This window comes from Streptomyces camponoticapitis (assembly GCF_014646115.1).
GTDB classification, from domain to species: domain Bacteria; phylum Actinomycetota; class Actinomycetes; order Streptomycetales; family Streptomycetaceae; genus Streptomyces; species Streptomyces camponoticapitis.
In genome coordinates, this window is the sequence record NZ_BMMV01000010.1 from 199,867 (window position 1) to 224,474 (window position 24,608).

Sequence of the window (24,608 nt, forward strand, 5' to 3'; positions counted from 1 at the left end):
TATTACAGTGATGCTAACTGAACGTATCTGTTTGGTGCTTGACCGTAACCGACCGTCGGCGATTGACGTGCCGTCTCCGCCCCTCCCCGAGACATGAGGACCCCTTGACCACCGAGCTGCTGGCACCTCTCGATCTGGCCTTCTGGCATCTCGAATCCCCGGACCATCCGATGCACCTCGGCGCGCTCGCCGTCTTCGAGCCGGTGCGGGACCACCCGGCGGCAGGCGCGCGGACCCGTCCCGGCGACGAGGCGCTGCTGGAACTGCTCGCCACTCGCGCGGCGGCCGTCCCCCGGCTCAGGATGCGGGTACGGGACGTGCTGCTGCCCGTGGGCGGCGCGGCCTGGAGCGTGGACAAGGAGTTCGACGTACGCAGCCACGTCCGGCACCTGGAACTGCCCCCCGGGGACTTCGCGGAGGAGACCGCGCGGCTGGCCGGGGAGCTGATGGAACGGCCGCTGGAACGTGGCATCCCGCCCTGGGAGATGTACCTCCTGACGGGCGGCCCCGCGCCGGACGACACGTCCGGCGGGCGGCGGCCCTTCGCCGTACTCGTGAAACTGCACCACGCGCTCGCGGACGGCATGCGCGCGGTGGCCATCGGCGCCGGGATCTTCGACCAGATCGCCGACGCGCGCGCCGCCGGCGCCCGCCGGGCGCAGCCCGCGCCGCCCCGGTCCTGGCTGCCCGGGCCCTGGCAGGTGGCCGACATGGCGCGGGACCGGATCGGGGAGCTGGGCAGGGCGCTCGGGATCGGCGCGTCGGTCGTCCGCGCCAGCCGGCTCGACCTGCGCGGCACGCCCGCCCTCACCGCGGGCTCCAGCGGCACGCGGCGGCTGGCCACCGCCGTGCTCGCGCTGGAGGACGTACGACAGGTGCGCAAGGAGCACGGCGGCACGGTCAACGACGTCCTGCTCGCCACCGTGGCGGGCGCGCTGCGGCGCTGGATGCTGGAGCGGGGCGAACGGCTGCCGGGCGGCGAATCCGACCCGCGCGCCCTGGTGCCGGTCTCGGGGCGGCGGCCGAGCCGGGCCCGGCACGGCAGTGGCGCGGGCGGCGGCTCAGGTTCGGGCAACATGCTCTCCGCGTACCTCGTGGGCCTGCCCGTCTCCGAGCCGGACGCGCGGGCGCGGCTGACGGCGGTGCGGCGGGTCATGGACCGCAACAAGAAGGACGGTCCGTCGCGCGGCGCGGGGGCGCTGGCCGTGATCGCCGGCCAACTGCACCCCCTGGCGCACCGGCTCGGCGCGCCGATCGCGTCCAACGCGGCCCGGATCCTCTTCGACGTCCTGGTGACGAGCGTGCCCCTGCCACGCGCGACGCTCTCGTTCGGCGGCTGCCCGCTGCACGAGATCTACCCGATGGCACCGCTGGCACGGGGCCAGTCCCTGGCCGTGGGCCTGACCACTTACGGCGGCCAGGTCCACGTGGGCCTGGTGGCCGACGGCAAGGCGGTACCGGACCTGGACGGCCTGGCGAAGAACATGAACGAGGAGCTGGACGAACTGCTCCGCACCACGGCACCGGGGTCGCCTGCGGCGCGCACGGAACCGGACCTGATCGCCGAACCCCGGTCCCCTGCGCCGACGGCTCGCGTCAAGCGCCCGGCAGCAAGACGGCCGCCCGCGGCACGCGCCGCCGAACCCGACCCCACGACCAAGCCTGCACGGACGGCCGGCGGGCCTGCGGCGCGAGATGAGGGGTCGGCGGTGGAGCCTGCGGTCGGGACCGCGCCTGCGGCGCCCGCCCCCGCCGTACCGGCGGTGGCTGCCGCGCGTGCGGCGCGCGATGAGGGGTCCGCCGAACCGGCCTTGGCTGTGGAGCCCGCGGTCGAGGCCGCGCCTGCGGCGCGTGATGAGCGGCCTAGCGTTCTGGAGTCGGCCACTGATGTGGCGTCCGCCGAACCGGCCTTGGCCGTCGAGCCTGCGGTCGAGGCCGCGCCTGCCGTACCGGCGGTGGTCGTCGCGCGTGCGGCGCGCGATGAGGGGTCAGCCGAACCGGCGTCGGCTGTGGAGCCCGTGGTCGAGGCCGCGCCTGCGGCGTCCGCACCCACCACACCGGCGGTGGATGTCGCGCCTGCGGCGGAGGGGCCCGCCCAAGCGGCCTTGGCTGTGGAGCCTGCGGCGCCCGCCCCCGCCACATCGGCGGTGGTCGTCGCGGCTGCGGCGCGCGATGAGCGGGTTGCCGCTCCGGCTCCGAGTGAGTCGGCCGCGCCCGCCCCCACCCAGCTCGCGCTCATCGCGGAACCCACCCGATAGGTCGGACAATTCCGCCCATCCGAATGCGCACCGGTGGTCTCCCCGACCATCGCACCGGCCGATACCGAGCCGTGCCTTCACAGCGGACTTCGCTGCACCAAAACTGTTGACGCCGCCCCAGTCATCCGATGAATATTCTCGGTGTCAACTTCGGGAGGCACAGCGCAATGCGGCAGAACACGCTCGGACGCGGCGAGGTCGGCGTATCCGAGCTCTCCTTCGGATCGGCCGGGATCGGCAATCTCTACACCCCAGTCGAACCGGACCAGGCCGCCGCGGCGGTCGATGCCGCCTGGGACGCGGGTATCCGGTACTTCGACACCGCGCCGCACTACGGTCTCGGTCTCGCCGAACGGCGTGTCGGTGACGCCCTGCGGTCCCGGCCCCGTGCCGATTACACGCTGTCGACCAAGGTGGGCCGGCTGCTGGAGCCCCTGCCGTTCGCGGACGGCGACGATCTGGACAACGGCTTCGCCGTGCGCGCCACGCACCGCCGCGTATGGGACTTCAGCGCCGACGGCGTGCGACGGAGCATCGAGGACAGCCTGAGGCGTCTGGGCACCGACCGGATCGACACCGTCTATCTGCACGACCCGGACGACCACGTCGCCGAGGCCTTCGGACAGGCGTACCCCGCGCTGGAGCGGCTGCGTGCCGAGGGAGTCGTCGGTGCGATCGGTGCCGGGATGAACCAGACCGCCGTGCTCACACGGTTCCTGCGGGACACGGACGTCGACGTCGTCCTGTGCGCCGGCCGCTACACGCTCCTCGACCAGTCCGCACTCGCCGAACTGCTGCCCGAGGCCGCCGAGCGCGGCCGGAGCGTGGTCGTCGGGGGTGTCTTCAACTCCGGGCTGCTCGCCGACCCGCGCCCGGGCGCGACGTACGACTACGCGGCCGCCCCGCCCGCGTTCCTGGAGCGCGCCCTGCGCATCAAGTCCGTCGCCGAGCGGCACGGCGTCCCGCTGCGCGCCGCCGCCATCGCCTACCCGCTGCGTCACCCGGCCGTCGTGAGTGTCCTTGTCGGGACCCGGTCACCCGGCGAGGTCCAGGACGCGGCGGACATGTACGGCCGTACAGTCCCCGACGCGCTCTGGGACGAGCTGCGCGCCGAGGGTCTGCTGGAGGGCGACGCCCGATGAGCGAAGCGCCGAACGGGCGGACACCCCGGCAGCCGACCGCCTCCGCGCCCGTCGTGGACGCCCACCACCACGTGTGGGACCTCTCCGTACGCGACCAGGACTGGATCACCGGCCCCGCCATGGCACCCATCCGGCGGAACTTCAGCGTCGCCGACCTCGCTCCCGAGGCCCGCGCGGCCGGCGTCGGTGCCACCGTCCTCGTCCAGACCGTCACGGTCCCGGAGGAGACCCCCGAGTTCCTCGCACTCGCCGACACGAACGAGCTGATCGCCGGTGTCGTCGGCTGGACCGACATCACCGCCCCCGATGTCGCCGACACGCTCGCCGCGCTGCGGGCGCTGCCCGGCGGGGACAAGCTCGTGGGAATCCGGCACCAGGTCCAGGGCGAGCCTGACCCCGAGTGGCTGCTGCGTCCCGACGTACAGCACGGGCTCACCGCCGTGGCCGCCGCCGGGCTCGCGTACGACCTGATCGTCCTGCCGCACCAGTTGCCGGCGGCCACCGCGGTCGCCGCCCTGCTGCCCCAGCTGACCTTCGTACTCGACCACCTCGGCAAGCCGCCGATCGCCTCCGGCGGCCTCGACCCCTGGGCCGGCCACATCCGGGCGCTGGCGGCCAGGCCCAACGTCGTGTGCAAGCTCTCCGGCATGGTCACCGAGGCCGAGTGGGACTCCTGGACGGCCGACACACTGCGCCCGTACACCGAGACCGTGCTCGACGCGTTCGGCTCCGCGCGCCTGATGTTCGGCTCGGACTGGCCGGTGTGCCGGCTGGCCGCCAGCTACGGCGAGGTGGTGGACGTCACCCGCAAGCTGACCGCCGACCTGAGCGGGAACGAGCGGCGGGCCGTCTTCGGCGGGACGGCCACCACGGTCTACGGCCTCTGACCATCGGCTCTGTCCCCCTTTCCCGCTTACTGGGCGTTTGGTCCGGAGCTGCGGCACCCTGGGTGCATGCCGGAAGTTCCCGAAGTCGAAACGCTGAGAGAGTTCCTCGACGACCATCTGGTCGGCAAGGAGATCGTTCGCGTCCTGCCCCTGACCATCAATGTCCTGAAGACCTACGACCCACCGCTCACCGCCCTGGAGGGCGCCACCGTCAGCGCGATCGAGCGGCACGGCAAGTGGCTCGACATCGTCGCGGGCGAGTCGGGCCTGCATCTCGCGGTGCATCTGGCGCGCGCGGGCTGGCTGCGCTGGAAGGACGAGTTCCCCCCGGCCCCGCCACGTCCCGGGAAGGGCCCGCTCGCGCTGCGGACGGTGCTGGCCGAGGGCGACGGCTTCGACCTGACGGAGGCGGGCACCACCAAGCGGCTCGCCGTTCATCTCGTCCGGGACCCCTTCGAGGTGCCCGCGATCGCCGGCCTCGGTCCCGACCCCCTCGACGACGCCTTCGACCGGGACGCGCTCGCCGCGCTGCTCGCGGGGGAACGGCGGCAGCTCAAGGGCGCTCTGCGCGACCAGCGGCTGATCGCGGGCATCGGCAACGCGTACAGCGACGAGATCCTTCACACCGCGAAGATGTCGCCCTTCAAGCCGGTCCACAATCTGACCGAGGACGAGATCACGGTCCTGTACGAGGCCATGCGCTCGACACTGAACTCGGCGATCGAGCGCTCACGCGGCGTCGCGGCCGGCCGGCTGAAGGCGGAGAAGAAGAGCGGGCTCAAGGTGCACGGCCGGGCGGGTGAGGAGTGTCCGGTCTGCGGCGACACCATCAGGTCGGTCTCCTTCGCCGACTCGTCGCTCCAGTACTGCCCGACCTGCCAGACCGGCGGCAAACCGCTGGCCGACCGCACGACGTCACGCTTCCTCAAGTAGCCCACCCTCTGCGGCGGTACGGCCCTGTCACCCGCGCCGTCAGCCGCTCCGTACCGTCATCAGCCGGTGCCCGGTCTCCGTCCGCACCTCGAAACGGTCGATCTCGTGCGGCCGCAGCGCGGCGCCGCCCCACGTGACCATCGGCCCCCCGCTGTCCCCGCGGGCGGACCACGTCATCACGGTCTCCTCCGACCCGTCCCGGCCCACGGCGACCAGCTCGCACACCCCGGTCGCCGTCGACCTCGACAGCTCCAGCGCGACATCCGTGCCCCAGCGCTTCTCCGCCGCCGTCACCACGGCCGCCGTCCCGGTCCTGCGGTCCGTCGCCGTCCACCGCTCGGCGGTCGGCGCTGCGGGGGAGCCGTCGCCCCCTTGCGTCTCGACGATCGCGAACGGGCCACCCACGGCGATCACCAGCGCCGCGGCGACCAGGGCGAGCCGCCGTCTCCGGCTCAGCCGCCGCCGGGCCGCCGTCCCTTCGAGCATCCGGTGCAGCAGCTCGGGGCCCGCCGACACGAAGGGGGACACCCGCGGGGGCGTCTGCCGGGTGTACTCGTCGAGCTGCCCCCGCACCCCGCCGAAATCGCCCAACAGCAGTGTGCAGTGGGGGCAGTCCATGAGATGGTCCTCAAAACGGAAAGCATCGGCAGCGTCGAGCACGCCGAGCGCGTAGGCGCCGACATCGCGATGGATCTCCGGGGTCCGCATGCCCCCTCATACGGGGCGCGAAGGCAAAACACTCAAGCCGGCCCGCTTATCCACGTACCGATCCGGCCTCACCGCGCCCCACAGCCCTTAAACTTCCGCGTCATGCTGCGTGTACTGGCCGTGGACGACGAAGAGCCCGCCCTCGAAGAGCTGCTGTACCTTCTGCGCGCCGACCCGCGGATCCGCGGCGCCGAGGGTGCCACCAGCGCGACCGAGGCACTGCGCCGTATCGGAGCCGCCCTGGACGCCGGTCCTGACGACCCGGCCGCCGTCGACGTCGTCTTCCTCGACATCCATATGGCGGGGCTGACGGGGCTCGACGTCGCCAAGCTCCTGGCGGGTTTCGCCCAGCCGCCGCTGATCGTCTTCGTCACCGCCCACGAGGGCTTCGCCGTCCAGGCGTTCGACCTCAAGGCCGTCGACTACGTCCTCAAGCCCGTCCGCAGGGAGCGGCTGGCCGAGGCGGTGCGCCGCGTCGCCGAACTGGTCGGGGAGCGCGGCCCCGTCGTCGACACGTCCACCGACCAGATCCCCGTGGAGCTCGGAGGTGTGACCCGCTTCGTCCCCGTCGCCGACATCGTCTACGCGGAGGCCCAGGGCGACTACGCCAGACTCCACACCGACACAGGCAGCCATCTGGTCCGTATCCCGCTCACCACCCTGGAGGAGCGCTGGCGCTCCCGCGGTTTCGTACGGATCCACCGCCGCCATCTCGTCGCCGTGGCCCGGATCGACGAACTGCGCCTGGACGCCGGCGCCATGAGCGTGCGCGTCGGCGACGCGGAACTGGCCGTCAGCAGGCGGCACGCCAGGGCCGTACGCGATCTGCTGATGCGGCTCCCCGGCCGCTGACCAGGCTCTTCACCGGGCGGGCAGGGGTGTGCCGGGGGTTCCCTCCGCCTTGACGGTCTGCTTACACTCCGGCCCTGGGACCGGCCCCAGCACCGCTGCGACGACCGAGGCACAAGGGGGAGAAGAGACCATGACCGCGGAGTCCGCCCCCAAGCGCGAGGTCGTCACCGGCGAACCCCGCCGGGTACGCCCGCTGCCCCGCTACCGCGCCCAGGCCGAGATCGACGAGCAGACCGCGCTCGGCGATGCCTATGTCCGTTCGCTCATGCGCGGCCAACTCCGCGCCGGACTCACCGCGTTCGCGCTGCTGGCCACGGTCGTCGGCACACTCCCGCTCGCCTTTGCCGCGCTTGAGGACCCCACCGTCGTCTGGGTGGTGCTCGGTGTCGCCGCCTATCCGCTGCTGACCCTGCTGGCCTGGTGGTACGTGCGGCGCGTCGAGCGCAACGAGCGGGACTTCGCCCGGCTCGTGAAGGGCCGGCCGCTGCCGTGAGCCAGAGCTACACGGTGACGGCCGTCGCCGTCGTCGTGGTCGCCACCGTCCTCGTCGGCGGTTTCGGCCTGCGCATATCCCGCACCACCTCCGACTTCTACGTGGCCTCCCGCACGGTACGGCCCGGCCTCAACGCCGCCGCGATCAGCGGCGAGTACCTCTCCGCCGCCTCGTTCCTCGGCATCGCCGGCCTGCTCCTGCTGCACGGACCCGACATGCTCTGGTACCCGGTCGGCTACACCGCCGGCTATCTGGTCCTGCTGATCTTCGTCGCCGCCCCGCTCCGGCGCTCCGGCGCGTACACCCTCCCCGACTTCGCCGAAGGGCGCCTGGAGTCCCGCCCGGCGCGCCGTGTGGTCAGCGCGCTCGTCGTCGGCGCGGGCTGGCTCTATCTGGTGCCGCAGCTCCAGGGCGCGGGCCTCACGCTGGAGATCCTGACCGGCGCGCCGAACTGGTTCGGCGCCGTCCTCGTCGCGCTCGTCGTGGTCGTGGCCGTCGCCGCGGGCGGCATGCGCAGCATCACCTTCGTACAGGCCTTCCAGTACTGGCTCAAACTCACGGCCCTGCTCGTCCCGGCGATCTTCCTGCTGCTGGCGTGGCAGGGCGACGGACGGCCACCGATCGACTTCGACCTCACCGAGATGTCGAGCCGCGCCGACCACCCGATGTACGCGACGTACGGACTGATCGTCTCCACCTTCCTCGGCACGATGGGACTCCCGCACGTCGTGGTCCGCTTCTACACCAGCCCCAACGGCCGGGCCGCCCGCCGGACCACCGTCGGTGTGCTCGCCCTGATCGGCGGGTTCTATCTGCTGCCGCCGGTGTACGGCGCCCTCGGGAGGCTGTACGCGCCCGCGCTCGACCTCGGTACGGACGCGGACGCCGCCGTCCTGCTGCTGCCGGATCTGGTGATCGGCGGCACGGCGGGCGATCTGCTCGGGGCGCTCGTCGCGGGCGGGGCCTTCGCCGCGTTCCTGTCCACCGCGTCCGGTCTGACCATGGCCGTCGCCGGGGTGCTCACCCAGGACGTGCTGCCCTCGCGCGGCGTACGGCACTTCCGGCTGGCGACGCTGCTCGCCATCCTCGTACCGCTCGGCGGCTCGCTGCTGGTGAGCGGTATGCCGGTGGCGGACGCCGTCGTGATGGCCTTCGCCGTCTCGGCCTCGTCGTTCTGCCCGCTGCTGGTGCTCGGCATCTGGTGGCGGCGGCTCACCCCGCCCGGCGCGATCGCGGGGCTGCTGCTCGGCGGCGGATCGGCGCTGGTGGCCATCGTGATCACGGTCAGCGGCGCCGTACGGTCGGGCTGGCCGCACGCCCTGCTCGCCTGGCCCGCCGTCTGGTCCGTGCCCGTCGGGTTCCTCGCGATGATCCTGGTGTCGCTGGCCACCCGGTCACGGATACCGTCGGGGACCAAGGCCGCCATGACCCGCTTCCATCTGCCGGAGGCCCTGGTGCCCGGTGCCCGCGGAGGCCCCCGATGACCGGAGCCGCCCTCGCGGTACTGATCGTGCTCGGCCCGCTGCTGCTCGCGGGGGGCTATGTGCTCGGCCGCCGTACCGGACGCGGGCGGCCCGACCGGACCAGCGACGTCGGTACGCCCGTCGAGCACGCCACCTTCGAGACCCTGCACACCGCGTCGCTCGCCGCGCCGCCCCTGCGCGCCGGACTCACCGAGGAGAGCGCGGGCAAGGCAGCCCGGCGGCTGCGCTCGCTGCTGGGGACGGACGCGCTCTGTCTCACCGACCGGGACCGGGTACTCGCGTGGGACGGCCTCGGCGAGCACCACGGCAAGCATGTGATGGACCATGTGCAGACCCTGCTGGCCAGTGGCCGCGGCACGGCCTTCCCGAGCGGCTGCCGCGATCTGGACTGTCCGCTGCGCTGGGGCGTCGCCGCGCCGCTGACCGTCGACCACCGCGTGCTCGGCACCCTCGTCGCCTACGCGCCACGGGAGTCCGCGGTCCTCGCGCGGGCCGCGGGCGAGGTCGCCCGCTGGGTCTCCGTACAGCTCGAACTCGCCGAACTCGACCGCTCCCGCACCCAGTTGATCGAGGCGGAGATCAAGGCACTGCGCGCCCAGATCTCGCCGCACTTCATCTTCAACTCGCTCGCCGCGATCGCCTCGTTCGTCCGCACCGATCCCGGGCGCGCCCGCGAACTGCTCCTGGAATTCGCCGACTTCACCCGTTACTCGTTCCGCAGACACGGGGACTTCACCACCCTCGCCGACGAACTGCACTCCATCGACCAGTACTTGGCACTCGTCCGGGCCCGCTTCGGCGACCGTCTGTCGGTCACCCTCCAGGTCGCACCCGAAGTGCTGCCGGTCGCGATGCCGTTCCTCTGTCTCCAGCCGCTCGTCGAGAACGCCGTCAAGCACGGCCTCGAAGGCAAGATCACGATGAGCCACATCACCATCAGCGCGCTCGACGCCGGTTCGGAGGCGGAGGTCGTGATCGAGGACGACGGGGTGGGGATGGACCCGGAGCGGCTGCGCCGGATCCTGCGCGGCGAGGGCGGTCTGTCCACGGGCATCGGACTGCTCAACGTGGACGAGCGGCTGCGCCAGGTCTACGGGGACGACTACGGGCTCGTCATCGAGACCGGGGTGGGGGCGGGGATGCGCATCGCGGTACGGATCCCCAAGTACCGCGCGGGAGTGCACGGCACCTGAACGGGTCCGAGGGCATCGGGGCTTCCGGGCTCAGGGCTTACGGGCCTCAGAACAGATGTATCGCCAGATGCCCCAGCGGCAGCCCTAACTGCCACGCCGGGGTCCACACCTGCGGCCCCTCCTCCCCGTGCCGCTCCACGGCCCCGTCACCGGCCGCCCCGGGGTCGCCGCCCGGCGCCCCCATCGCGTCGAGATCCGGCGCCAGCAGCTCGGTCTCCTCCAGCCACCGCCAGGCGGCGAGGGCAAGCTCCAGATCCGGGTCGGGGTGGGCGGCCCCGGTCCGTTCCGCCTGGAACGCGCGGGTCTCCAGCAGGTCGAGCTGGTGACAGACCCATTCACGCCAACCGGTCCCGTACGCGGTCAGAGTCCGCCACTCGGCCATCCGCGCCACCCCGCCGGCCCCGCCGACCGGCCCGTCGGACAGGAAGATGGTCAGGGCGAGGGCGTCGCGGCCTGCCCGGTACTCAAGTGTGGTGGGCGGCATCAGGTCGCCGGTGCGCAGCAGTTCGTCGGCGATGTACTCCGCGTACATCCATGCCATGGGGACGAGCAGGCCGCCACCACCGCCTTCGTCATGACGTTCCGGACGCATTGTTTTCCGCCTTCCTTCCTCTCCGTGGACGCTGCTTCACCGAGCATTGAACCGGCGGCCGGTGCCCAGCGTGGCCAGAAGAGCAGGATCGGACAGCGGACCGGAGGCGATTGTGACGAGTGAGGCCGGCGGTGACCCGCATGTGCGGTCGCAGCTCGGTGCCTACGCGCTGGGAGGGCTCACGCCCGAGGAGGACCGGCGGATCGCCGGGCACCTGGACGGTTGTCCCAGGTGCGCCGCCGACTATGCGGAGGTGGCCGATGGCGCGGCGCTCCTCGCACTCTTCGACGAGGAGGACCTGTGGTAGCCCGGCAGCGAGCGGCCGAGGGCGCGCAGGGCGTAGTAGGAGCGGGACTTGACGGTTCCGGCCGGTATGCCAAGCACTTGTGCCGCCTCGACGACACTGAGCCCCTTGAAGTAGATCTGCGCGAGTACGGCGCGGTGCTCCGGGCTCAGCGACTTCACCGCCTGCCGTACGTCGAGCGCCGCGACGGACCGCTCCGTGGGATCGCCCGGTTCCGGGGTGGCTTCGAGGACGCCGTCGCTGACTTCGGCCGGGCGGGCCAGCCGTGAGCGGCGGGCGTCTATCGCCAGCCGGCGGCCCACGGTGAAGAGCCAGGGCCGCATGGACTCGTAGGGGCCCTCGAACGCCTCGGGGTGCTGCCAGGCGCGGACCAGCGTCTCCTGGAGCAGATCCTCGGCGCGCTGCCGGTCGCCGTAGGTCAGACCGAGCAGGAAGTGGAGCAGCGCGGCGCCGTGCTCGCGCTGCAACTCCGCCAGCGCCCGCTCGTCGGTCGTCGCCGTGGCCGTGGCGGTGGTCATCGTGAACGTCCCTTCTCGCGGAGGTCCGGGTGTGCGGCGTCGTTGCCGTTGGCGTATCCGAACGCATCCGGTACGTCCGGGGACAGACGGCTCACAAGGGTCTGCGACGAGCGGTCGCTCCGCGCGGCGAGTGGTGCGGTGAACGGTTGGCCCGATCCGCTTCGTCCCTTTCGGGTGGTTCGCCGATCCACAAGCATTAGTCATATTAATCTGACGATATGTATGCGTTGACCGTTTGGTCGCCTTCCGCATCAATGAAGGAGCCTGACCGATGACGACGCGCATGCGACACGGAGCGGTGGCAGCCGCGGCCCTGCTGCTCGGTACGATCGCGGGCTGCGCCGGGCCCGGCGCCCCCGGCACGGCCTCCGACCGCCCCGTCAGGAACGGCGCCGGGACAGGCTCCTCGGCGGGCGGCGACGCGGGCCCGCAGCGCGGATTCACCCTCGTCGCCTCCGGGGACGTCCTGCCGCACGACTCCGTCATCAGCCGGGCGAACGTCGACGCGGGCGGTACCGGCCACGACTTCGTACCGATGCTCGCCGGGGTGAAGCCCGTCGTGTCCGCCGCCGATGTGGCGATCTGTCACATGGAGACGGTGTACGGCCCCGACGGCGGACCCTTCACCGGCTATCCGTCGTTCAAGTCGCCGCCCGAGATCGCCACCGCGCTCAGGGCGACCGGCTACGACTCCTGCTCCACCGCCTCCAACCACACCCTGGACGCCGGCGCCGACGGCATCACCCGCACCCTCGGCGCACTCGACAAGGCCGGGGTCAAACACGCAGGCTCGGCGCGCTCCGCCGAGGAGGACACCCGGCCCGCGCTGCTCGACGCCGGTGGCGCGAGGATCGCCCAACTGGCGTACACCTACGACACCAACGGCAACCCGCTGCCCGCCGGGCAGCCCTGGGCGGTCGACATCATCGACGAGGAGAAGATCGTCGCCGACGCGCGCGCCGCCCGTGCGGCGGGCGCCGACGTCGTCGTGGTGAGCATGCACTGGGGCACGGAGTGGCAGGAGGCGCCCGACGAGAAGCAGTTGGACCTCGGCCGGCGGCTCACCGCGTCCACGACCGACGGCCGGCCCGACATCGACCTGATCATCGGCACGCACGTGCATGTCCCGCAGGCGTACGAGAAAGTCAACGGGACCTGGATCATCTACGGCATGGGCGACCAGATCGCCGGCGAGATGACCAACAACGCCGGACGGTTCGACCCGCGCGGCACCCAGGGCTCGATCGGCCGGTTCACCTTCGCCCCGCCCGAGACCGAGGGGGAGCGCTGGCCGGTGACGAAGGCGGAGTTCATCCCGCAGACCATGGACAACAACGTCGGACGCGTGGTCAATCTGGCGCGGGTGCGGGACGACGACCCGGCCGGGGACGACTACCGGGCGGCACGGGCGGCGATCGAGGCGGCGGTCCTCGGACGCGGCGCCGCCAAGGACGGCCTCACGATGGGCCGTTGAGCCCCGGCCCGAGACCGTGGGTCCGCGTTCAGGGGTCGACGGAACGCCTGCGAACGTCCTACGGGACGACCGTCACCGGCCAGCGGCCCGCCTTGACCAGCCGCACCGCCACCGAGCCGATGAACCGGTGCCCGGCCGACTCCGACGCCCCCACGACCACGGCGTCCGCCTTCAGGTCGTCGGCCGCGGTGACCAGCCCGTTGTAGGGGTCACCGCGCAGCGTGTGGAACTCCCAGCGGACGTCCCATATGTCTTTGACCCGCTCCGCGTTGGCCCGGATCTCCGCCGCGAGACTCTCGGCGATCTCCTCGGTCGTATCGGCGACCGGGGCCCCGAGGGCGGCGCCCGACGGCAGCAGCGGCTGCACGTACACGACGGCGAGCAGGGCGTTCTGGCGGCGGGCGAGACCACCCGCGTACGACGCCGCGCGGAGGGACGACTCGGAGCCGTCCACACCGGCGACGATCACCTTGGGGCCGTCCGTGCCACGCTCGAAGGGGGAGGGCTGCTGATCCGTCACGGCAGAGAGGCTATCGGCTCCCGGGGGAGGGCCCCAGGCGGGTGCCTCGGGCGAACAACTCCGAACGCCGCGCGCCGGGTCCCGCCCGGCGGAAGCTCATCCGCTCATCCCATCGGGTGCTTTCCCGGCCCTCCACGGTGTCGTTGAGGGACAGGACGCGCCCGCCGTGCGAGCCATTGGCCATGGAAGCCATCAAAAGGGACCAGTTGATTCCGGGGCGCCGGGCCCTGCTGCGGGTCGCGGCCGTTCTCGGGGCCGTCGGGCTGACCCGGCTGCTGACCGCGGGGGAGGCCCACACACCGGAGCGTCCGGCGACCGCGAGCCCGCCGACGGGCTCCCCGGCGCCGGGTCCGCAGGCCGCGGCCCTGCCCGGCCGGCCGTCCTCCTACCGGCTGAGTCCCATGACGGAGTTCCAGCCGCCCGAGTACCGGCCGGCCAGGCTTCCCGTACGCCGCGCGCCCTTACTCGAGCTGCCGGACCTGGGCCGCTCGATGGTGCTCACCTTCGACGACGGGCCCGACCCCCGCTACACCCCGGGCATCCTCAAGACGCTGCGCGAGCACGACGTGCGCGCGATGTTCTTCGTCTGCGGAGAGATGGCCAACGGCCGGCGGGACCTGTTGCGTGAGATGGCCGACGACGGGCACATCGTCGGCAACCACTCCTGGTCGCACCCGGAGTTGCCGAAGCTGCGGCCGGGCAGGATCCGCGCGGAGATGGAGCGCACCAGCGAGGTGATCGAGCAGACGCTGGGCCGTCCACCGCTCTGGTTCCGCGCCCCGTACGGCTCCTGGAACCGGCACACCTTCGAGATCGGCGCCGACCTCGGAATGGAGCCGCTCGCCTGGACCGTCGACACCCTCGACTGGAAGTCACCGGGCACCGGGAAGATCGTCCGCAGAGTGATCGACGGGGCGGCGCCGGGAGTCGTGGTGCTGTCGCACGACGCGGGCGGTGACCGCTCGCAGAGTGTGGCCGCGCTCCGGGACTATCTGCCCGGGCTGCTGAGGGAGGGGTACGGCATCACCGTACCGAGGCCCTGAGGGTGGTGGTGGGCGGGACGGGCCCGCCGCCCCGCCCACCACCCGGTCGGGACTCTCAGCGGGTCTCCACCAGACGGGCGAAGACCACCACGTTGCCGTCGTAGCCGCCCGCCTTGGAGTAGCCGCCGCCGCAGGTGATCACACGCAGTTCGGCATGCCCGGTGTCGCCGTACACCCGGGCCCCCGGGAAGTCGTCCTTGGAGAAGACCTCCACGCCGTAGATCTCGAACACCGCCACCCGCTCGTCGAAGCGGGTCACCTCGATGTGCTCGCCCTTGGTGAGCGAGCCGAGGCCGTAGAAGACCGCGGGGCCCGCCAGGTTGTCGACATGGCCCACGACGACCGAGGTGCCGCGCTGGCCGGGGGCGACGCCGTTCTGGTACCAGCCCGCCATGTTGGCGTCCTGGGCCGGCGGGGCGGCGATCCAGCCCTCCGGGTCGAGCCCGACGTCCATCACCGGGGCGTCGACCTTGATCGACGGAATCGTCACGCGCGACATGGGGGCGTACGGCAGCGGTTTCACGATGGGGACGGTCTGGGGGTCGGTGACCGCTTCCTGCCGGGTGTCCAGCGCCGCGGCCGAGGCAGGCTGGGGAGGGCCGAGAGAGACGTCGGCCCCGTTCCGCATCAGTGCGAGACCAGAGAGCATGACAAGGGCCAGAACGCCCCAGGGCGAGCGTCTCCTCGACTCCGAGCCGCCGTGGTCCAGGCCCATGGTTCTCCCTTCGTGGGCGCCTGCTACGCACGCTAAGCGCGCGGGTCCGGGTCGGCGAGAACTGGAGGGCGAATGGGTGGTGCGGCCGTCCGCGCCGGCACAGCTGCCCCATTCGAGTACTCGTCATACAAAAACTTCTGACGCTCTGTGACCTGCGAGTCCGTCAGCTGCGGCGGCGATCTCCGGCGTGTCGCCTCACCGAGGTGGACCAGTGCCGAAATGCGTCGAAAGTGCTGGCCGGTGATGGTTCGTCATGGAGGGCGTACTCGTCGAATTTCCCGGAGCACCGCTTTGGGGCGTCTTCCGCTGGAGGCTCAACGATGCGTGCTTCACGCGCTCTCATGGTGACTGCCGCGGCCTGCGCCGCCGTGGCGCTCTCCGCCCCGATGGCCGGGGCCACCAACGGTCCGAGGAACATCACCGTCAACCCGTTCTCCGTCCACCAGGGCGGTACGTTGCACATCACCGTCGAGGGCTGCGGCCACGGCGGTCATGTCACGTCCAACGCCTTTCCCAAGGCGCAGCTGTCGGTGAACTCCTCGGGCCACTCGGAGGCCAGGGCCCGTATCCACAACCACGCCACGCCGGGCGACTACAACCTGTCCGTCAAGTGCAGCGACAACAGCCGCATCGCGACCCACCGCTTCCGGGTGCTGGCCGGACAGGGTGCGGAAGGTGGCCTCGGTGGCTCCATCGGCCCGAGCTCGACCGAGATGGCGGTCGGCGCCGGTCTGGTCGCTACGGCCGCGGTCGGCGGCACGGTCTTCATCGCCCGCCGCCGTCGTACGGGCAACACGCTCGTCTGACCGGCCGGGCCTCCGTACGGCGAACGCCTGTCGCCCCAAGTCCTCAACAGGACTTGGGGCGACGAGCTTTCGGGCCGCCGCCGGTCCGGCGGCCGGTCAGTGGCCGCGGCTCGCCGAGCGACGGCGGACGACCACGACGGTGCCGGCGGCCGCCGCGGCGACCAGGCCGGTGCCGATCGCCAGTTCGGTGGCGTTCATGCCGATGAAGCTGCCGCCGAGTCCGCCGCGGACACCCCCGGGAGGCGCGATCGCCGTGGAGCTGGTCGTCGCCGTGCGGGTCACGACCGGGCTCGGTGTCCGGGTCGGGGTGGAGGTCGACGTCCGGGTCGGCGTGGGCGACGGGGTGCCGCCCGAGATGGTGAGGTCGGTGGTGCCCTGCTGACCGTTGCAGGTGAACGTCACCTCGTACATCGCTCCGGGCTTGGCGTCCCAGAAGATGGAGGCGCGCGCCGATCCCCCTGAGGGGATGGGGGTGTCGTCGAACACCCCGGACTCGGCGGTGGCGGTGCTGCTGCAGCCGGTGACCGTGAGGGTCACCTGGCCGCCGGCCGCGATCACCGAAGGGGTGACGGCGAAGCCGAAGGGGGTCGGGGCCGCCGCCGTGGCCATGGCCACGGCAGGCGTAGTCAGTGCGAGTGCGGCCGCTCCCAGTAGAGCGGCGGACGCGGCACGTATCGCGCGCATGGACAATCCTCCGGGTCTCCGAGGAGCAGTGCGGAACTGATTTCCGCGGATGGCGGGAAATGCACCTCGATACCCGGCACGCTAGGAGTGCCCCGGCACAGCCGCGATCTCAGTCCGGCGAACGGGTTGTCATGTCACCCGACTGGTCCGTGCGGGTCGCCGGCCCACGGAAAACCCCTGTCTCCCGCCCCCCGTACGGCCGGATCGCCGGACGGTCCGCGGGCGCGATTCCGTCCGGCGTCCGAAGGAGAGGCCCCTGAGAAGGACCGGCCCCGCGCCGCTACACGGGGCCGAGGACCGCCCTACATACGGATGTGCGGGAACAGATCGGTGAACGGTGCGGCCGTGGCCGCGATGCCCCGGCCGTACGGTGCGTCGAAGTCCCAGATCAGGAAGAGCAGGAAGGCGATCAGGGCGCTGAACAGCCCGGCCAGCAGCAGCTCCCGCCACGTGCGCCGGATCTGGAGCGTGAAGATCAGCCCCACGGTCACGACCGCGCCCGTGATGAGGCCGAACCAGACGACCCCCGGCATGGTCGCCCCCGCGTTCTCCCCCCTGGCACCTCGCGCGTCGTCGGCCGCCGCCACCTGGTCGACCAGCGGCTGATAGGCCTGGGCCTGGTGGTCGTTGGCGGGCACGTAGTCGGTGACGCTGCGCCGTACCCGCTCCAGCAGCGCCGTTCCCTTCTCGCTGAGACTCTCGTGGTCCGCCATGTAGGGCCACTCGGTGTCGACCACGTACGAGACGTACGCGTCGACGTCGCCCCGGATCCGGTCGCGGACCTCGGCCGGATAGACCTCGGACCGCGCCTGCACCTCGTGCAGGGCCTGGGCTTCCTGGCGTACGGACTCCTGGGCGCCGCCGCGCGCCTCCCAGACGCCCGCGATGGCCAGGCCAAGCACGATCGCGTAGACCACGCCGATCATCATCGTCATGTATTCGAGGACGTCAGGGCTCTCGGAGGGATCGTCGTCGGCCGGCACCCGGCGGTTGTTGATGAGGACGATTGCCACGACGACCGCGCAGGCCGCGGCCATGGCGAGGGACAGGACAAGCCATTCCGACATGGGTCTCCGTCAACTAGCGGGAACGTGGGCGAAGGATGGCGGCGGCGAGCACCGCCGGTGCCGTGAGCAGGAGCATGAGCATCACGACCGAGGTGCCGTCCGACGGCCGCTTGCGGGCCGGCGCCTTGTACGCGGGCAGGACCCGTACCTCCGGCGGATCGGTCTTCGGTGGCGACGGCGACGGTGACGGCTTGGGTGCCGGGGGTGTGACGGGCGGCGGCGGGGGAGCGGGCGGTACGACCGCGGGCCGCACCGGCGGCGGCGCGGGCGGTGGCGGTACGGGCGCGGGCGCGGCGACCACCGGCGGCTCCGGCTCCGGTTCGGGCCGGGGCGGCGGTGGTGAGGGCTCCGGCGGCGGCTCGGGAGCCGGCGGCGGTGAAGGCGGTGGCGGTGGCGGTGGCGGCTCGGGCGGCGGAGGCGGTGGGGGAGGCGGCGGTGGCGGCGGCGGTTCGGGCCAGCAGGGCCCGTCGCCGATGACCACGACCGCGCCCGCACCGCCCGGCCCGGTCCAGGCCGAGACGCAGACGGACGCGACGGCGGGGACGGGCGCGCTGAGTATGCAGACGAGTCCGGTGACGGTCAGGGTCCGCACGACGAATGATCTGTACACGGCGGCAGCATGATTCAGCGCGGCCCGCGTCGTACCGAAATGGCGCTGAATTCCCCTGATCGGGGGGAATCGGGCCTCTCCAGGTTTCTTTCTGAAGATTCTTTGAGAGGCGTTGAACGCTCCTTACCCCCCCGTGCGTACTTAGGACCATGAACGGCGCGGCCCTGGCGCCCCAACTAGCTTACGAACTACGGGAGTTGACATGAACACCTGGCGGAACGCCTCGCTCGCGGTGACCGCGGTGGCCGTACTGGCCCTGACGACGGCGTGCGGTCAGGAGAAGGGTGAGAGCCCCAACGGTGAGGCGGTCGGCGCCGCCGCACCCGCCGACGCCGGTTACGGATCGGACAGCGGTTACGGCGACGAGTCCGCGGCCAAGCCCAAGACGGCCGGCCAACTGGCCGTCTGGGACAGCAAGGAGCTCGGCGAGGTCGTCACCGACAGCGAGGGCTTCACCCTCTACCGGTTCGACAACGACACCGCCGAACCCCCCAAGTCGAACTGTGCGGGCGAGTGCGAGAAGGCATGGCCGGTCGTCGCGGCCGGTGACGTCAAGGCGGCCGCGGGCACCGACGCCTCGAAGATCGGAGAGGTCACCCGCGCCGACGGCACCAAGCAACTGACCCTCGGCGGCTGGCCGATGTACCGCTACGCCAAGGACACCAATCCCGGTGACGCCAACGGGCAGGGTGTGGGCGGAACTTGGTTCGCCTCCGCGCCGGACGGAAAGAAGGCCGCCCCCGGAGCGGCCGGAGGGGACGCGGCCGGCGGCAGCGAGGCCGATCTCGCCGGACTGTCCGTGCGAAAGGATCCCAAGCTCGGCGAAATCGTGGTCGACTCCAAGGGTATGACGGTATATCGGTTCAAGAAGGACAGTGCGTGGCCCATGAAGACGGCCTGCACCGGTGCCTGCCTCGAAAAGTGGCCGGTAGTCGCTCCGGTGGACAAGAACGACACCGAAGGCATCATCAAGAAGGGCTTCGTGACGTTCGACCGGCCCGACGGAATCAAGCAGCAGACCATCGACTGCTGGCCGATCTACACCTTCGCCGGGGACACCAAGCCCGGTGACACCAATGGTCAGGGCGTCGGCGGCACCTGGTACGCCGTCGCTCCCGACTCCAAGCTGGTCGGAGCGCCCAAGTAGTCCCCACGTCGCGCCTCCGACCGATCGGTCCGCCGTCACGCACCCGTGCGTGACGGCGGACCGCTTGCGTGACGGGTTCGGGTGTGACCGAGAACGGACCGCTAATTTCCGTTTCCGCTCGCTCTCTTGGCGGGCGATCAGTAGCCTCGGCTCGAACACCGGCCATGTACAAGGCCGTTCACCGTGGCGACTTGTTGGAGATCTCGATGGAGCGTCCCGCCTGGGCACCGCAAGGCATCGACATATCGGTGCCGAGCGTTTCCCGCATTTATGACTACTATCTGGGCGGTTCGCACAATTTCGAAGTGGACAGGGAAGCGGCCCGTAAGGCAATGGAGTTCATGCCGGGGCTGCCCAAGATCATGCAGGCGAACAGGGCGTTCATGCGCCGTGCCGTCCGTTTCGCCATTGGCGAGGGCGTGACCCAGTTCCTCGACATCGGCTCCGGCATTCCCACGTTCGGCAATGTGCACGAGGTGGCCCAGGCCGCCGATCCCGACGCCAAGGTGGTGTACGTCGACCACGACCCGGTCGCCGTGGCGCACAGCCGGGCGGTCCTCGAAGGCAACGACAAGGCGGACGTCGTCGCGGCCGACCTCCGCAGACCCAGACAGATCCTCGACAGCCCTGAGGTCCGGGGGCTCCTCGACCTGAACCGGCCCGTCGGTCTGCTGCTCGTCTCCGTCCTGCACTTCCTGGAGGACGAGGACAAGCCCTTCGGGGCCGTCGCGGAGCTGACCGAGGCCCTCGCCCCGGGCAGCGTCGTCGTCGTGTCCCACGCCGCGTACGCGGGCATCCCGCTGCCCCAGGAGCGGGTCGCGGGGACGGTCGGCGTCTACAAGGAGATCCGCAACCCGCTGGTCATGCGCACCCGCGAGGAGATCTCCGGGTTCTTCGACGGCTACGAGCTGGTCGAGCCCGGTCTGGTGGCCATGGGGAACTGGCGGTCCGAGAGCCCCGACGGCCAGGAGGACCCGTACGCGTTGTCGGGCTTCGCCGGAGTGGGACGCAAGGCGTGATGGTGCCCGCGGAGGTCCCGGACGCCGAGGCGGAACCGGACGGAGTGGAGGACCGGCTCAGGCGGTTCGCGACGATATGGAGCCGGGCGATCTTCCCGGCGACGGCCACGTCACTGACCCGGCCGGAGTTCGAACACCATCTGCTGCCCCTGGCACGCCGGTTGAGGGACGCGCTGCACCACAAGATCTTCGACGCCTCTCCAGCACACAGCGTGGGGGCCGCGCTGGTGGCGGCGCACTGCACCGACCCGGAGACGCTCGCGCGCTCCCTCGGTGTCGTCGACGCCTATCTGGTGCTGTACTGCGGCGCGACGGCCGATCCGGCCGACGACCTCGCCGCGGAGGAGCTGCGGGCGCGCTGCGCCCGGCTCCAGCACGCGCTCGCCGCCGGGTTCGCCCTGGCGCTTCGTGAACGCACCCTCACCGAGCAGGAGGCCATCGCCCGCTCCGCCCTCGCGGCGCGCGGCGCGGCCGAGGACGCGCTGCACGCCACGGAGGCCCGGTTCCGGGCGGTGTTCGAAGGCGCGGCGATCGGCATCGGCATCGCCGATCTCGACGGGCATGTGCTGGAGGTCAACGACACCCTCACCCAGATGTTCGGCGGCCTGGAACACCATGTCCGCAGCAGGAACGTCAGCGAGTGGGTGCACCCCGACGACGTCCCGCAGGTCTGGCGGATGCACGGTGAGCTGATACGGGGCGAGCGGGAGGACTTTCGTACGGAGAAACCGTTCTTCCGTAACGACGGCACGGTCCTGTGGACCAATCTGACGGTCTCGCTGCTCCGGGACGTCGACGGAGTCCCGCAGTACCAGCTGGTGCTGCTGGAGGACACCACCGAGCGGCGGCTGCTCAATCTGCGGCTGCGCTACGAGGCGACCCACGACGCTCTCACCGGACTGCCGAACAGGACGCTGTTCTTCGAGCGGCTGGAGAAGGCGCTGGCTCCCGCGAGGGACACGGCGGCCACGGACGCCAAGGAGACCGCCAAGGACAAGGCCGGGGACGGCGCGGAGGAACCGGCGGAGAACGGTGCGCACGGCGACCCCGGGGCGAGGCCGAAGGAGACCGCGCCGGGAACCCGGCAGCCGGCCCGCTTCGGCCTCTGCTACCTCGACCTCGACGGCTTCAAGGCGATCAACGACAGCCTCGGCCACTCCGCGGGCGACCGGATGCTGGTCGAGGTCGCGGACCGGCTCCAGAGCTGCGCGACGGCGCCCGGTGAGATGGTCGCCAGGCTGGGCGGCGACGAGTTCGTGGCGCTGACCACCGGCCCCGACACCCAGCGCGAGGTGAACGACCTCGCGTCGCGCATACTCGGCGTGCTGGCCACCCCGATCAGCCTGGACGGCCGTGAGTTCACCGTCCGGGGCAGCATCGGCATCGTCGAGGGCGAGGCGGGCGCGTTCAGCGCCGCCGAGGTGCTGCGCAGCGCCGACATCACCATGTACCGGGCGAAGTCGGCGGGCGGCAACCGGTTCGAGCACGCCGACGCCGAGGCCGACGCCCGCGCCATCACCCGGCACGGGCTCACCACGTCGCTGCCGACCGCGCTGGAGCGCGGCGAGTTCTTCATCGAGTACCAGCCGCTGGTCCATCTCGCGGACGGCACGGTGCACGGCGCCGAGGCGCTGGTGCGCTGGAGCCACCCGACGCACGGGGTGCTCGGCCCCGACCGGTTCATACCGCTCGCCGAACACACCGGGCTGATCGTGCCGCTCGGGCGCTGGGTGCTGGAGCAGTCCGTACGCCAAGCCCGGGCCTGGCAGGAGGAGCTGGCGGCCGGCACGTTCGGCGGCCCGCTGCGGATCAATGTGAACCTCTCGCCCGCCCAGCTGCACCACCCGGGTCTCGTGGCCGACACGGTGGAGGTGCTGGAACGGGTCGGTCTCGAACCGGGTTCGCTCTGTCTGGAGGTCACCGAGTCCGCGCTGATCGGCGCGGACGAGGATCTGCTCAAGCCGCTGCGACAGCTCGCCGAGATGGGTGTGGACATCGCGCTCGACGACTTCGGCACCGGCTACTCGAACCTGGCGAATCTGCGCAGACTGCCGGTGAGCGTGCTCAAGCTGGACCGTTCCTTCACCCAGGGAATGCAGCAGCATCCCGCCGACCCGGTCGACATCAAGATCGTCGAGGGGATCGTCTCCCTCGCGCACAGCCTGGAGCTGGCCGTGACCGTGGAGGGCGTGGAGACCGGGACGCAGGCGGAGCATCTGCGGATGCTCGGCTGCGACACCGCGCAGGGCTGGTACTACGCGCGTCCGGGCCCGCCGGAGATGCTGCACACGCTGTCGCTGGCCGACGCGGTCTGAAGCGCCAGGTAGGTCCGTAACGGGTGGCCGGAGCGATCACCGGCCACCCGTTCAGCTACGCGCGTCGCGCCCCGTCCCCGGCCCCGCGGCCGGCCCCCGAGCCGCCCGTACCGCTCCGTGCCCGCGTGCTGAACAGCACCCTCTGGAGCTCGCGCGCGGCGCGCGGCGGCGCGACGTCGCTGCGGTGGGCGAGCGCGATCGTACGGCGCAGTCCCGGCGGCGCCAGCGGTGTCACCCGCAGATCACGCCCCGCCTGCCGCGCGACCATGCTCGGCACCACCGCCACCCCGAGTCCGGCCCGTACGAACCCCAAAACGGCGTCCATCTCGCCGCCCTCGACGGTGAACGTCGGCTCGAACCCCTCGGCCCGGCACGCGGCGACGGTCAGCTCCCGCAGGTCGTAGCCGTGCCGGAACATCACCAGCTGCTCCCGCTGGAGATCGGAGATCCGGACCGGCCGGCGCGGTCCGGGCGCGGCGGCCGACGAGACCACCACCAGGTCCTCGTGCAGCAGCTCGACCGTCGTCAGGGCGGGGGAGGGCGTCGGCAGCGGGAGCACCACCAGGGCGAAGTCCAGGGCGCCGCGCGCCAGTTCGCGTACGAGATCGTGCGAACCGCTCTCCTCGATCAGCAGCTCGATGCCGGGGTGCTGATCGTGGAACTCGCGCAGGACCTCCGGCAGCAGCCCGGTGCAGAGGCTCGGCGGCGCTCCCAGCCGCACCCGGCCCCGCCGCAGCTGGACCAGTTCCTGCACCTCGTGGCGCGCGGTCTCCGCGTCGGCGAGGATCCGCCGGGCCGTCGGGAGCAGGGCCTCTCCCGCGTCGGTGAGCGCGACATTCCCCCGGGCCCGGCCGAACAGCTCGGCACCCAGCTCCTTCTCCAGGGCCCGGATCTGCTGGGAGAGCGACGGCTGCGAGACATGCACCCGCTCGGCGGCCCGGGTGAAGTGCAGGGTCTCCGCGACGGCGACGAAATAGACGAGCTGCTGGAACTGCATGCGTCCAGATTAGCCCCACGATAGGAAGAGGCTATGGACATGAGCCGAACCATGTCTTGGACCTCTTGGTGGGTGCGGCTCTAGCGTGCGTGCCATGGCTCTGGCAACGCGTACGGACAAGCGGGCGGACCGGAAGGCCGGTGACCCGGGCGGCGGGCGACCCGGCAAACGGCCCTCGGTGCTCGGCACCCTCTGGGGATCCACGGTCGGCAAGAAGGCCGTCATGGCCGTCAGCGGCCTGGTCCTCCTCGGCTACCTCGTCGCGCATCTGCTGGGCAATCTGAAGATCTTCTTCGGCCCGGGCGAGTTCAACGAGTACGGACACTGGCTGCGCACCATGGGCGAGCCGGTCCTGCACTACGAGTGGGCCCTGTGGATCGTGCGCGTGGGGCTGCTCGCCGCCGTGATCCTGCACGGTGTCTGCGCGTACCAGCTCAGCCGCCGCGACATCGCCGCCCGCCCCACCTCCTACGTGCACAAGCGCCGCCGCGCCAGCTACGCCACGCGCACCATGCGCTGGGGCGGCATCATCCTGGCGCTGTTCATCGTCTGGCACCTGCTCGACCTGACGACCCTCACCGTCAACGAGAACGCCCAGCCGGGTCACCCGTACGAGAATGTCGTCGCGACCTTCTCCACCTGGTACGGCAACGTCATCTACATCACCGCGATGCTCGCCCTCGGAATGCACATCCGGCACGGCTTCTGGAGCGCCGCACAGACCCTCGGCATGGGCAGCGCCACCCGTGACCGGGTACTGAAGATCACGGCCAACGGACTCGCGCTGGTGCTGACCGTCGGCTTCATCTCCCTGCCCGTAGGCGTCATGACCGGACTGGTGAGCTGA

Annotated in this window: 24 protein-coding genes and 1 pseudogene; 17 read left to right on the forward strand and 8 right to left on the reverse strand. The window is 71.5% G+C overall.

Features of this window, described 5'->3' with window-relative positions; genetic code table 11:
* Window positions 1–104: 104 nt before the first annotated feature.
* From IEY79_RS17815 to IEY79_RS17830, 4 genes and pseudogenes are all read left to right on the forward strand, one after another.
* A pseudogene (locus IEY79_RS17815) lies at window positions 105–1,511 on the forward strand (wax ester/triacylglycerol synthase family O-acyltransferase); the annotation flags it as partial.
* A 914-nt stretch (window positions 1,512–2,425) separates the two neighbouring features.
* Window positions 2,426–3,400 carry an aldo/keto reductase gene (locus tag IEY79_RS17820; RefSeq protein WP_189108478.1) on the forward strand — a complete coding sequence of 325 codons (975 nt, stop codon included), beginning with the start codon at window positions 2,426–2,428 and terminating at the stop codon, window positions 3,398–3,400.
* Window positions 3,397–4,287, forward strand: a complete 891-nt coding sequence (locus tag IEY79_RS17825; RefSeq protein ID WP_189108479.1) for an amidohydrolase family protein — start codon at window positions 3,397–3,399, stop codon at window positions 4,285–4,287. The genes IEY79_RS17820 and IEY79_RS17825 overlap by 4 nt, the downstream gene beginning before the upstream one ends.
* A 66-nt stretch (window positions 4,288–4,353) precedes the next feature.
* The gene (locus IEY79_RS17830; protein WP_189108480.1) at window positions 4,354–5,220 is read left to right on the forward strand and encodes an Fpg/Nei family DNA glycosylase; all 867 of its coding nucleotides are present in this window, start codon (window positions 4,354–4,356) and stop codon (window positions 5,218–5,220) included.
* 39 nt (window positions 5,221–5,259) lie between these two features.
* On the opposite strand, the gene IEY79_RS17835 is transcribed toward IEY79_RS17830, so the two are convergent.
* The gene (locus tag IEY79_RS17835; RefSeq protein WP_189108481.1) at window positions 5,260–5,928 is read right to left on the reverse strand and encodes a zf-HC2 domain-containing protein; all 669 of its coding nucleotides are present in this window, start codon (window positions 5,926–5,928) and stop codon (window positions 5,260–5,262) included.
* Window positions 5,929–6,030: 102 nt separating this feature from the next.
* On the opposite strand from IEY79_RS17835, the gene IEY79_RS17840 reads away from it, so the two are divergent.
* The 4 genes from IEY79_RS17840 (at window position 6,031) to IEY79_RS17855 (ending at window position 9,950) form a co-directional block, all read left to right on the forward strand.
* Window positions 6,031–6,780 carry a LytR/AlgR family response regulator transcription factor gene (locus tag IEY79_RS17840; protein WP_189108482.1) on the forward strand — a complete coding sequence of 250 codons (750 nt, stop codon included), beginning with the start codon at window positions 6,031–6,033 and terminating at the stop codon, window positions 6,778–6,780.
* Window positions 6,781–6,910: 130 nt separating this feature from the next.
* Window positions 6,911–7,273 carry a hypothetical protein gene (locus IEY79_RS17845; RefSeq protein WP_189108483.1) on the forward strand — a complete coding sequence of 121 codons (363 nt, stop codon included), beginning with the start codon at window positions 6,911–6,913 and terminating at the stop codon, window positions 7,271–7,273.
* Entirely contained in the window at window positions 7,270–8,757 is a 1,488-nt protein-coding gene (locus IEY79_RS17850; RefSeq protein ID WP_189108484.1) for a sodium/solute symporter, read from the forward strand. The genes IEY79_RS17845 and IEY79_RS17850 overlap by 4 nt, the downstream gene beginning before the upstream one ends.
* Complete coding sequence (locus IEY79_RS17855; RefSeq protein WP_189108485.1) at window positions 8,754–9,950, forward strand: histidine kinase; 1,197 nt, start codon at window positions 8,754–8,756, stop codon at window positions 9,948–9,950. Before IEY79_RS17850 ends, IEY79_RS17855 begins: the two co-directional genes overlap by 4 nt.
* A gap of 46 nt (window positions 9,951–9,996) precedes the next feature.
* Here the strand turns inward: IEY79_RS17855 and IEY79_RS17860 are convergent, their stop codons facing one another.
* Entirely contained in the window at window positions 9,997–10,542 is a 546-nt protein-coding gene (locus tag IEY79_RS17860; protein WP_189108486.1) for a hypothetical protein, read from the reverse strand.
* Window positions 10,543–10,684: 142 nt separating this feature from the next.
* Here IEY79_RS17860 and IEY79_RS17865 point away from each other — a divergent pair, with 142 nt between their 5' ends.
* Window positions 10,685–10,849, forward strand: coding sequence for a zf-HC2 domain-containing protein (locus IEY79_RS17865; protein WP_308426674.1), 165 nt, complete (start codon window positions 10,685–10,687; stop codon window positions 10,847–10,849).
* Here IEY79_RS17865 and IEY79_RS17870 read toward each other — a convergent pair.
* Window positions 10,786–11,364, reverse strand: coding sequence for a sigma-70 family RNA polymerase sigma factor (locus tag IEY79_RS17870; protein WP_189108488.1), 579 nt, complete (start codon window positions 11,362–11,364; stop codon window positions 10,786–10,788). The genes IEY79_RS17865 and IEY79_RS17870 overlap by 64 nt on opposite strands.
* 271 nt (window positions 11,365–11,635) lie before the next feature.
* On the opposite strand from IEY79_RS17870, the gene IEY79_RS17875 reads away from it, so the two are divergent.
* Window positions 11,636–12,838: a CapA family protein gene (locus tag IEY79_RS17875; RefSeq protein WP_189108489.1), complete on the forward strand. Its 1,203-nt coding sequence runs from the start codon at window positions 11,636–11,638 to the stop codon at window positions 12,836–12,838.
* Between the two features lie 58 nt (window positions 12,839–12,896).
* Here the strand turns inward: IEY79_RS17875 and IEY79_RS17880 are convergent, their stop codons facing one another.
* Window positions 12,897–13,358 carry a universal stress protein gene (locus IEY79_RS17880; RefSeq protein WP_189108490.1) on the reverse strand — a complete coding sequence of 154 codons (462 nt, stop codon included), beginning with the start codon at window positions 13,356–13,358 and terminating at the stop codon, window positions 12,897–12,899.
* 182 nt (window positions 13,359–13,540) lie between these two features.
* Here IEY79_RS17880 and IEY79_RS17885 point away from each other — a divergent pair, with 182 nt between their 5' ends.
* Window positions 13,541–14,401 carry a polysaccharide deacetylase family protein gene (locus tag IEY79_RS17885; RefSeq protein WP_189108491.1) on the forward strand — a complete coding sequence of 287 codons (861 nt, stop codon included), beginning with the start codon at window positions 13,541–13,543 and terminating at the stop codon, window positions 14,399–14,401.
* A gap of 55 nt (window positions 14,402–14,456) precedes the next feature.
* Here the strand turns inward: IEY79_RS17885 and IEY79_RS17890 are convergent, their stop codons facing one another.
* Entirely contained in the window at window positions 14,457–15,116 is a 660-nt protein-coding gene (locus IEY79_RS17890; protein ID WP_189108492.1) for a class F sortase, read from the reverse strand.
* A 320-nt stretch (window positions 15,117–15,436) separates the two neighbouring features.
* On the opposite strand from IEY79_RS17890, the gene IEY79_RS17895 reads away from it, so the two are divergent.
* The gene (locus IEY79_RS17895) at window positions 15,437–15,922 is read left to right on the forward strand and encodes a hypothetical protein (protein ID WP_189108493.1); all 486 of its coding nucleotides are present in this window, start codon (window positions 15,437–15,439) and stop codon (window positions 15,920–15,922) included.
* A 96-nt stretch (window positions 15,923–16,018) separates the two neighbouring features.
* On the opposite strand, the gene IEY79_RS17900 is transcribed toward IEY79_RS17895, so the two are convergent.
* Both IEY79_RS17900 and IEY79_RS17905 read right to left on the reverse strand, forming a co-directional pair.
* Window positions 16,019–16,606: a hypothetical protein gene (locus tag IEY79_RS17900; protein WP_189108494.1), complete on the reverse strand. Its 588-nt coding sequence runs from the start codon at window positions 16,604–16,606 to the stop codon at window positions 16,019–16,021.
* Window positions 16,607–16,908: 302 nt separating this feature from the next.
* The gene (locus IEY79_RS17905; RefSeq protein WP_189108495.1) at window positions 16,909–17,673 is read right to left on the reverse strand and encodes a bestrophin-like domain; all 765 of its coding nucleotides are present in this window, start codon (window positions 17,671–17,673) and stop codon (window positions 16,909–16,911) included.
* A gap of 74 nt (window positions 17,674–17,747) precedes the next feature.
* Here IEY79_RS17905 and IEY79_RS17910 point away from each other — a divergent pair, with 74 nt between their 5' ends.
* The 4 genes from IEY79_RS17910 (at window position 17,748) to IEY79_RS17925 (ending at window position 22,764) form a co-directional block, all read left to right on the forward strand.
* A complete protein-coding gene (locus tag IEY79_RS17910) occupies window positions 17,748–18,296 on the forward strand; it encodes a hypothetical protein (RefSeq protein ID WP_189108496.1) in 549 nt (182 codons plus the stop codon).
* A gap of 189 nt (window positions 18,297–18,485) precedes the next feature.
* The gene (locus IEY79_RS17915; protein WP_189108497.1) at window positions 18,486–19,430 is read left to right on the forward strand and encodes an SCO0930 family lipoprotein; all 945 of its coding nucleotides are present in this window, start codon (window positions 18,486–18,488) and stop codon (window positions 19,428–19,430) included.
* Between the two features lie 206 nt (window positions 19,431–19,636).
* Entirely contained in the window at window positions 19,637–20,449 is an 813-nt protein-coding gene (locus tag IEY79_RS17920; RefSeq protein WP_189108552.1) for an SAM-dependent methyltransferase, read from the forward strand.
* Window positions 20,446–22,764, forward strand: coding sequence for a putative bifunctional diguanylate cyclase/phosphodiesterase (locus IEY79_RS17925; protein WP_373292569.1), 2,319 nt, complete (start codon window positions 20,446–20,448; stop codon window positions 22,762–22,764). Before IEY79_RS17920 ends, IEY79_RS17925 begins: the two co-directional genes overlap by 4 nt.
* A gap of 55 nt (window positions 22,765–22,819) precedes the next feature.
* Here the strand turns inward: IEY79_RS17925 and IEY79_RS17930 are convergent, their stop codons facing one another.
* Window positions 22,820–23,761 (reverse strand): LysR family transcriptional regulator, encoded by a 942-nt coding sequence (locus IEY79_RS17930; RefSeq protein WP_189108499.1) that lies wholly within the window; start codon window positions 23,759–23,761, stop codon window positions 22,820–22,822.
* Window positions 23,762–23,939: 178 nt separating this feature from the next.
* Here IEY79_RS17930 and IEY79_RS17935 point away from each other — a divergent pair, with 178 nt between their 5' ends.
* Window positions 23,940–24,608 carry a succinate dehydrogenase cytochrome b subunit gene (locus IEY79_RS17935; protein ID WP_229700945.1) on the forward strand — a complete coding sequence of 223 codons (669 nt, stop codon included), beginning with the start codon at window positions 23,940–23,942 and terminating at the stop codon, window positions 24,606–24,608.

Coding starts and splice junctions, on each gene's coding strand:
- IEY79_RS17820 (WP_189108478.1), top strand. CDS start 2,426: ATGCGGCAGAACACGCTCGGACGCGGCGAGGTCGGCGTATCCGAGCTC.
- IEY79_RS17825 (WP_189108479.1), top strand. CDS start 3,397: ATGAGCGAAGCGCCGAACGGGCGGACACCCCGGCAGCCGACCGCCTCC.
- IEY79_RS17830 (WP_189108480.1), top strand. CDS start 4,354: ATGCCGGAAGTTCCCGAAGTCGAAACGCTGAGAGAGTTCCTCGACGAC.
- IEY79_RS17835 (WP_189108481.1), bottom strand. CDS start 5,928: ATGCGGACCCCGGAGATCCATCGCGATGTCGGCGCCTACGCGCTCGGC.
- IEY79_RS17840 (WP_189108482.1), top strand. CDS start 6,031: ATGCTGCGTGTACTGGCCGTGGACGACGAAGAGCCCGCCCTCGAAGAG.
- IEY79_RS17845 (WP_189108483.1), top strand. CDS start 6,911: ATGACCGCGGAGTCCGCCCCCAAGCGCGAGGTCGTCACCGGCGAACCC.
- IEY79_RS17855 (WP_189108485.1), top strand. CDS start 8,754: ATGACCGGAGCCGCCCTCGCGGTACTGATCGTGCTCGGCCCGCTGCTG.
- IEY79_RS17860 (WP_189108486.1), bottom strand. CDS start 10,542: ATGCGTCCGGAACGTCATGACGAAGGCGGTGGTGGCGGCCTGCTCGTC.
- IEY79_RS17870 (WP_189108488.1), bottom strand. CDS start 11,364: ATGACCACCGCCACGGCCACGGCGACGACCGACGAGCGGGCGCTGGCG.
- IEY79_RS17875 (WP_189108489.1), top strand. CDS start 11,636: ATGACGACGCGCATGCGACACGGAGCGGTGGCAGCCGCGGCCCTGCTG.
- IEY79_RS17885 (WP_189108491.1), top strand. CDS start 13,541: ATGGAAGCCATCAAAAGGGACCAGTTGATTCCGGGGCGCCGGGCCCTG.
- IEY79_RS17890 (WP_189108492.1), bottom strand. CDS start 15,116: ATGGGCCTGGACCACGGCGGCTCGGAGTCGAGGAGACGCTCGCCCTGG.
- IEY79_RS17895 (WP_189108493.1), top strand. CDS start 15,437: ATGCGTGCTTCACGCGCTCTCATGGTGACTGCCGCGGCCTGCGCCGCC.
- IEY79_RS17900 (WP_189108494.1), bottom strand. CDS start 16,606: ATGCGCGCGATACGTGCCGCGTCCGCCGCTCTACTGGGAGCGGCCGCA.
- IEY79_RS17905 (WP_189108495.1), bottom strand. CDS start 17,673: ATGTCGGAATGGCTTGTCCTGTCCCTCGCCATGGCCGCGGCCTGCGCG.
- IEY79_RS17910 (WP_189108496.1), top strand. CDS start 17,748: ATGAGCATCACGACCGAGGTGCCGTCCGACGGCCGCTTGCGGGCCGGC.
- IEY79_RS17915 (WP_189108497.1), top strand. CDS start 18,486: ATGAACACCTGGCGGAACGCCTCGCTCGCGGTGACCGCGGTGGCCGTA.
- IEY79_RS17920 (WP_189108552.1), top strand. CDS start 19,637: ATGGAGCGTCCCGCCTGGGCACCGCAAGGCATCGACATATCGGTGCCG.
- IEY79_RS17930 (WP_189108499.1), bottom strand. CDS start 23,761: ATGCAGTTCCAGCAGCTCGTCTATTTCGTCGCCGTCGCGGAGACCCTG.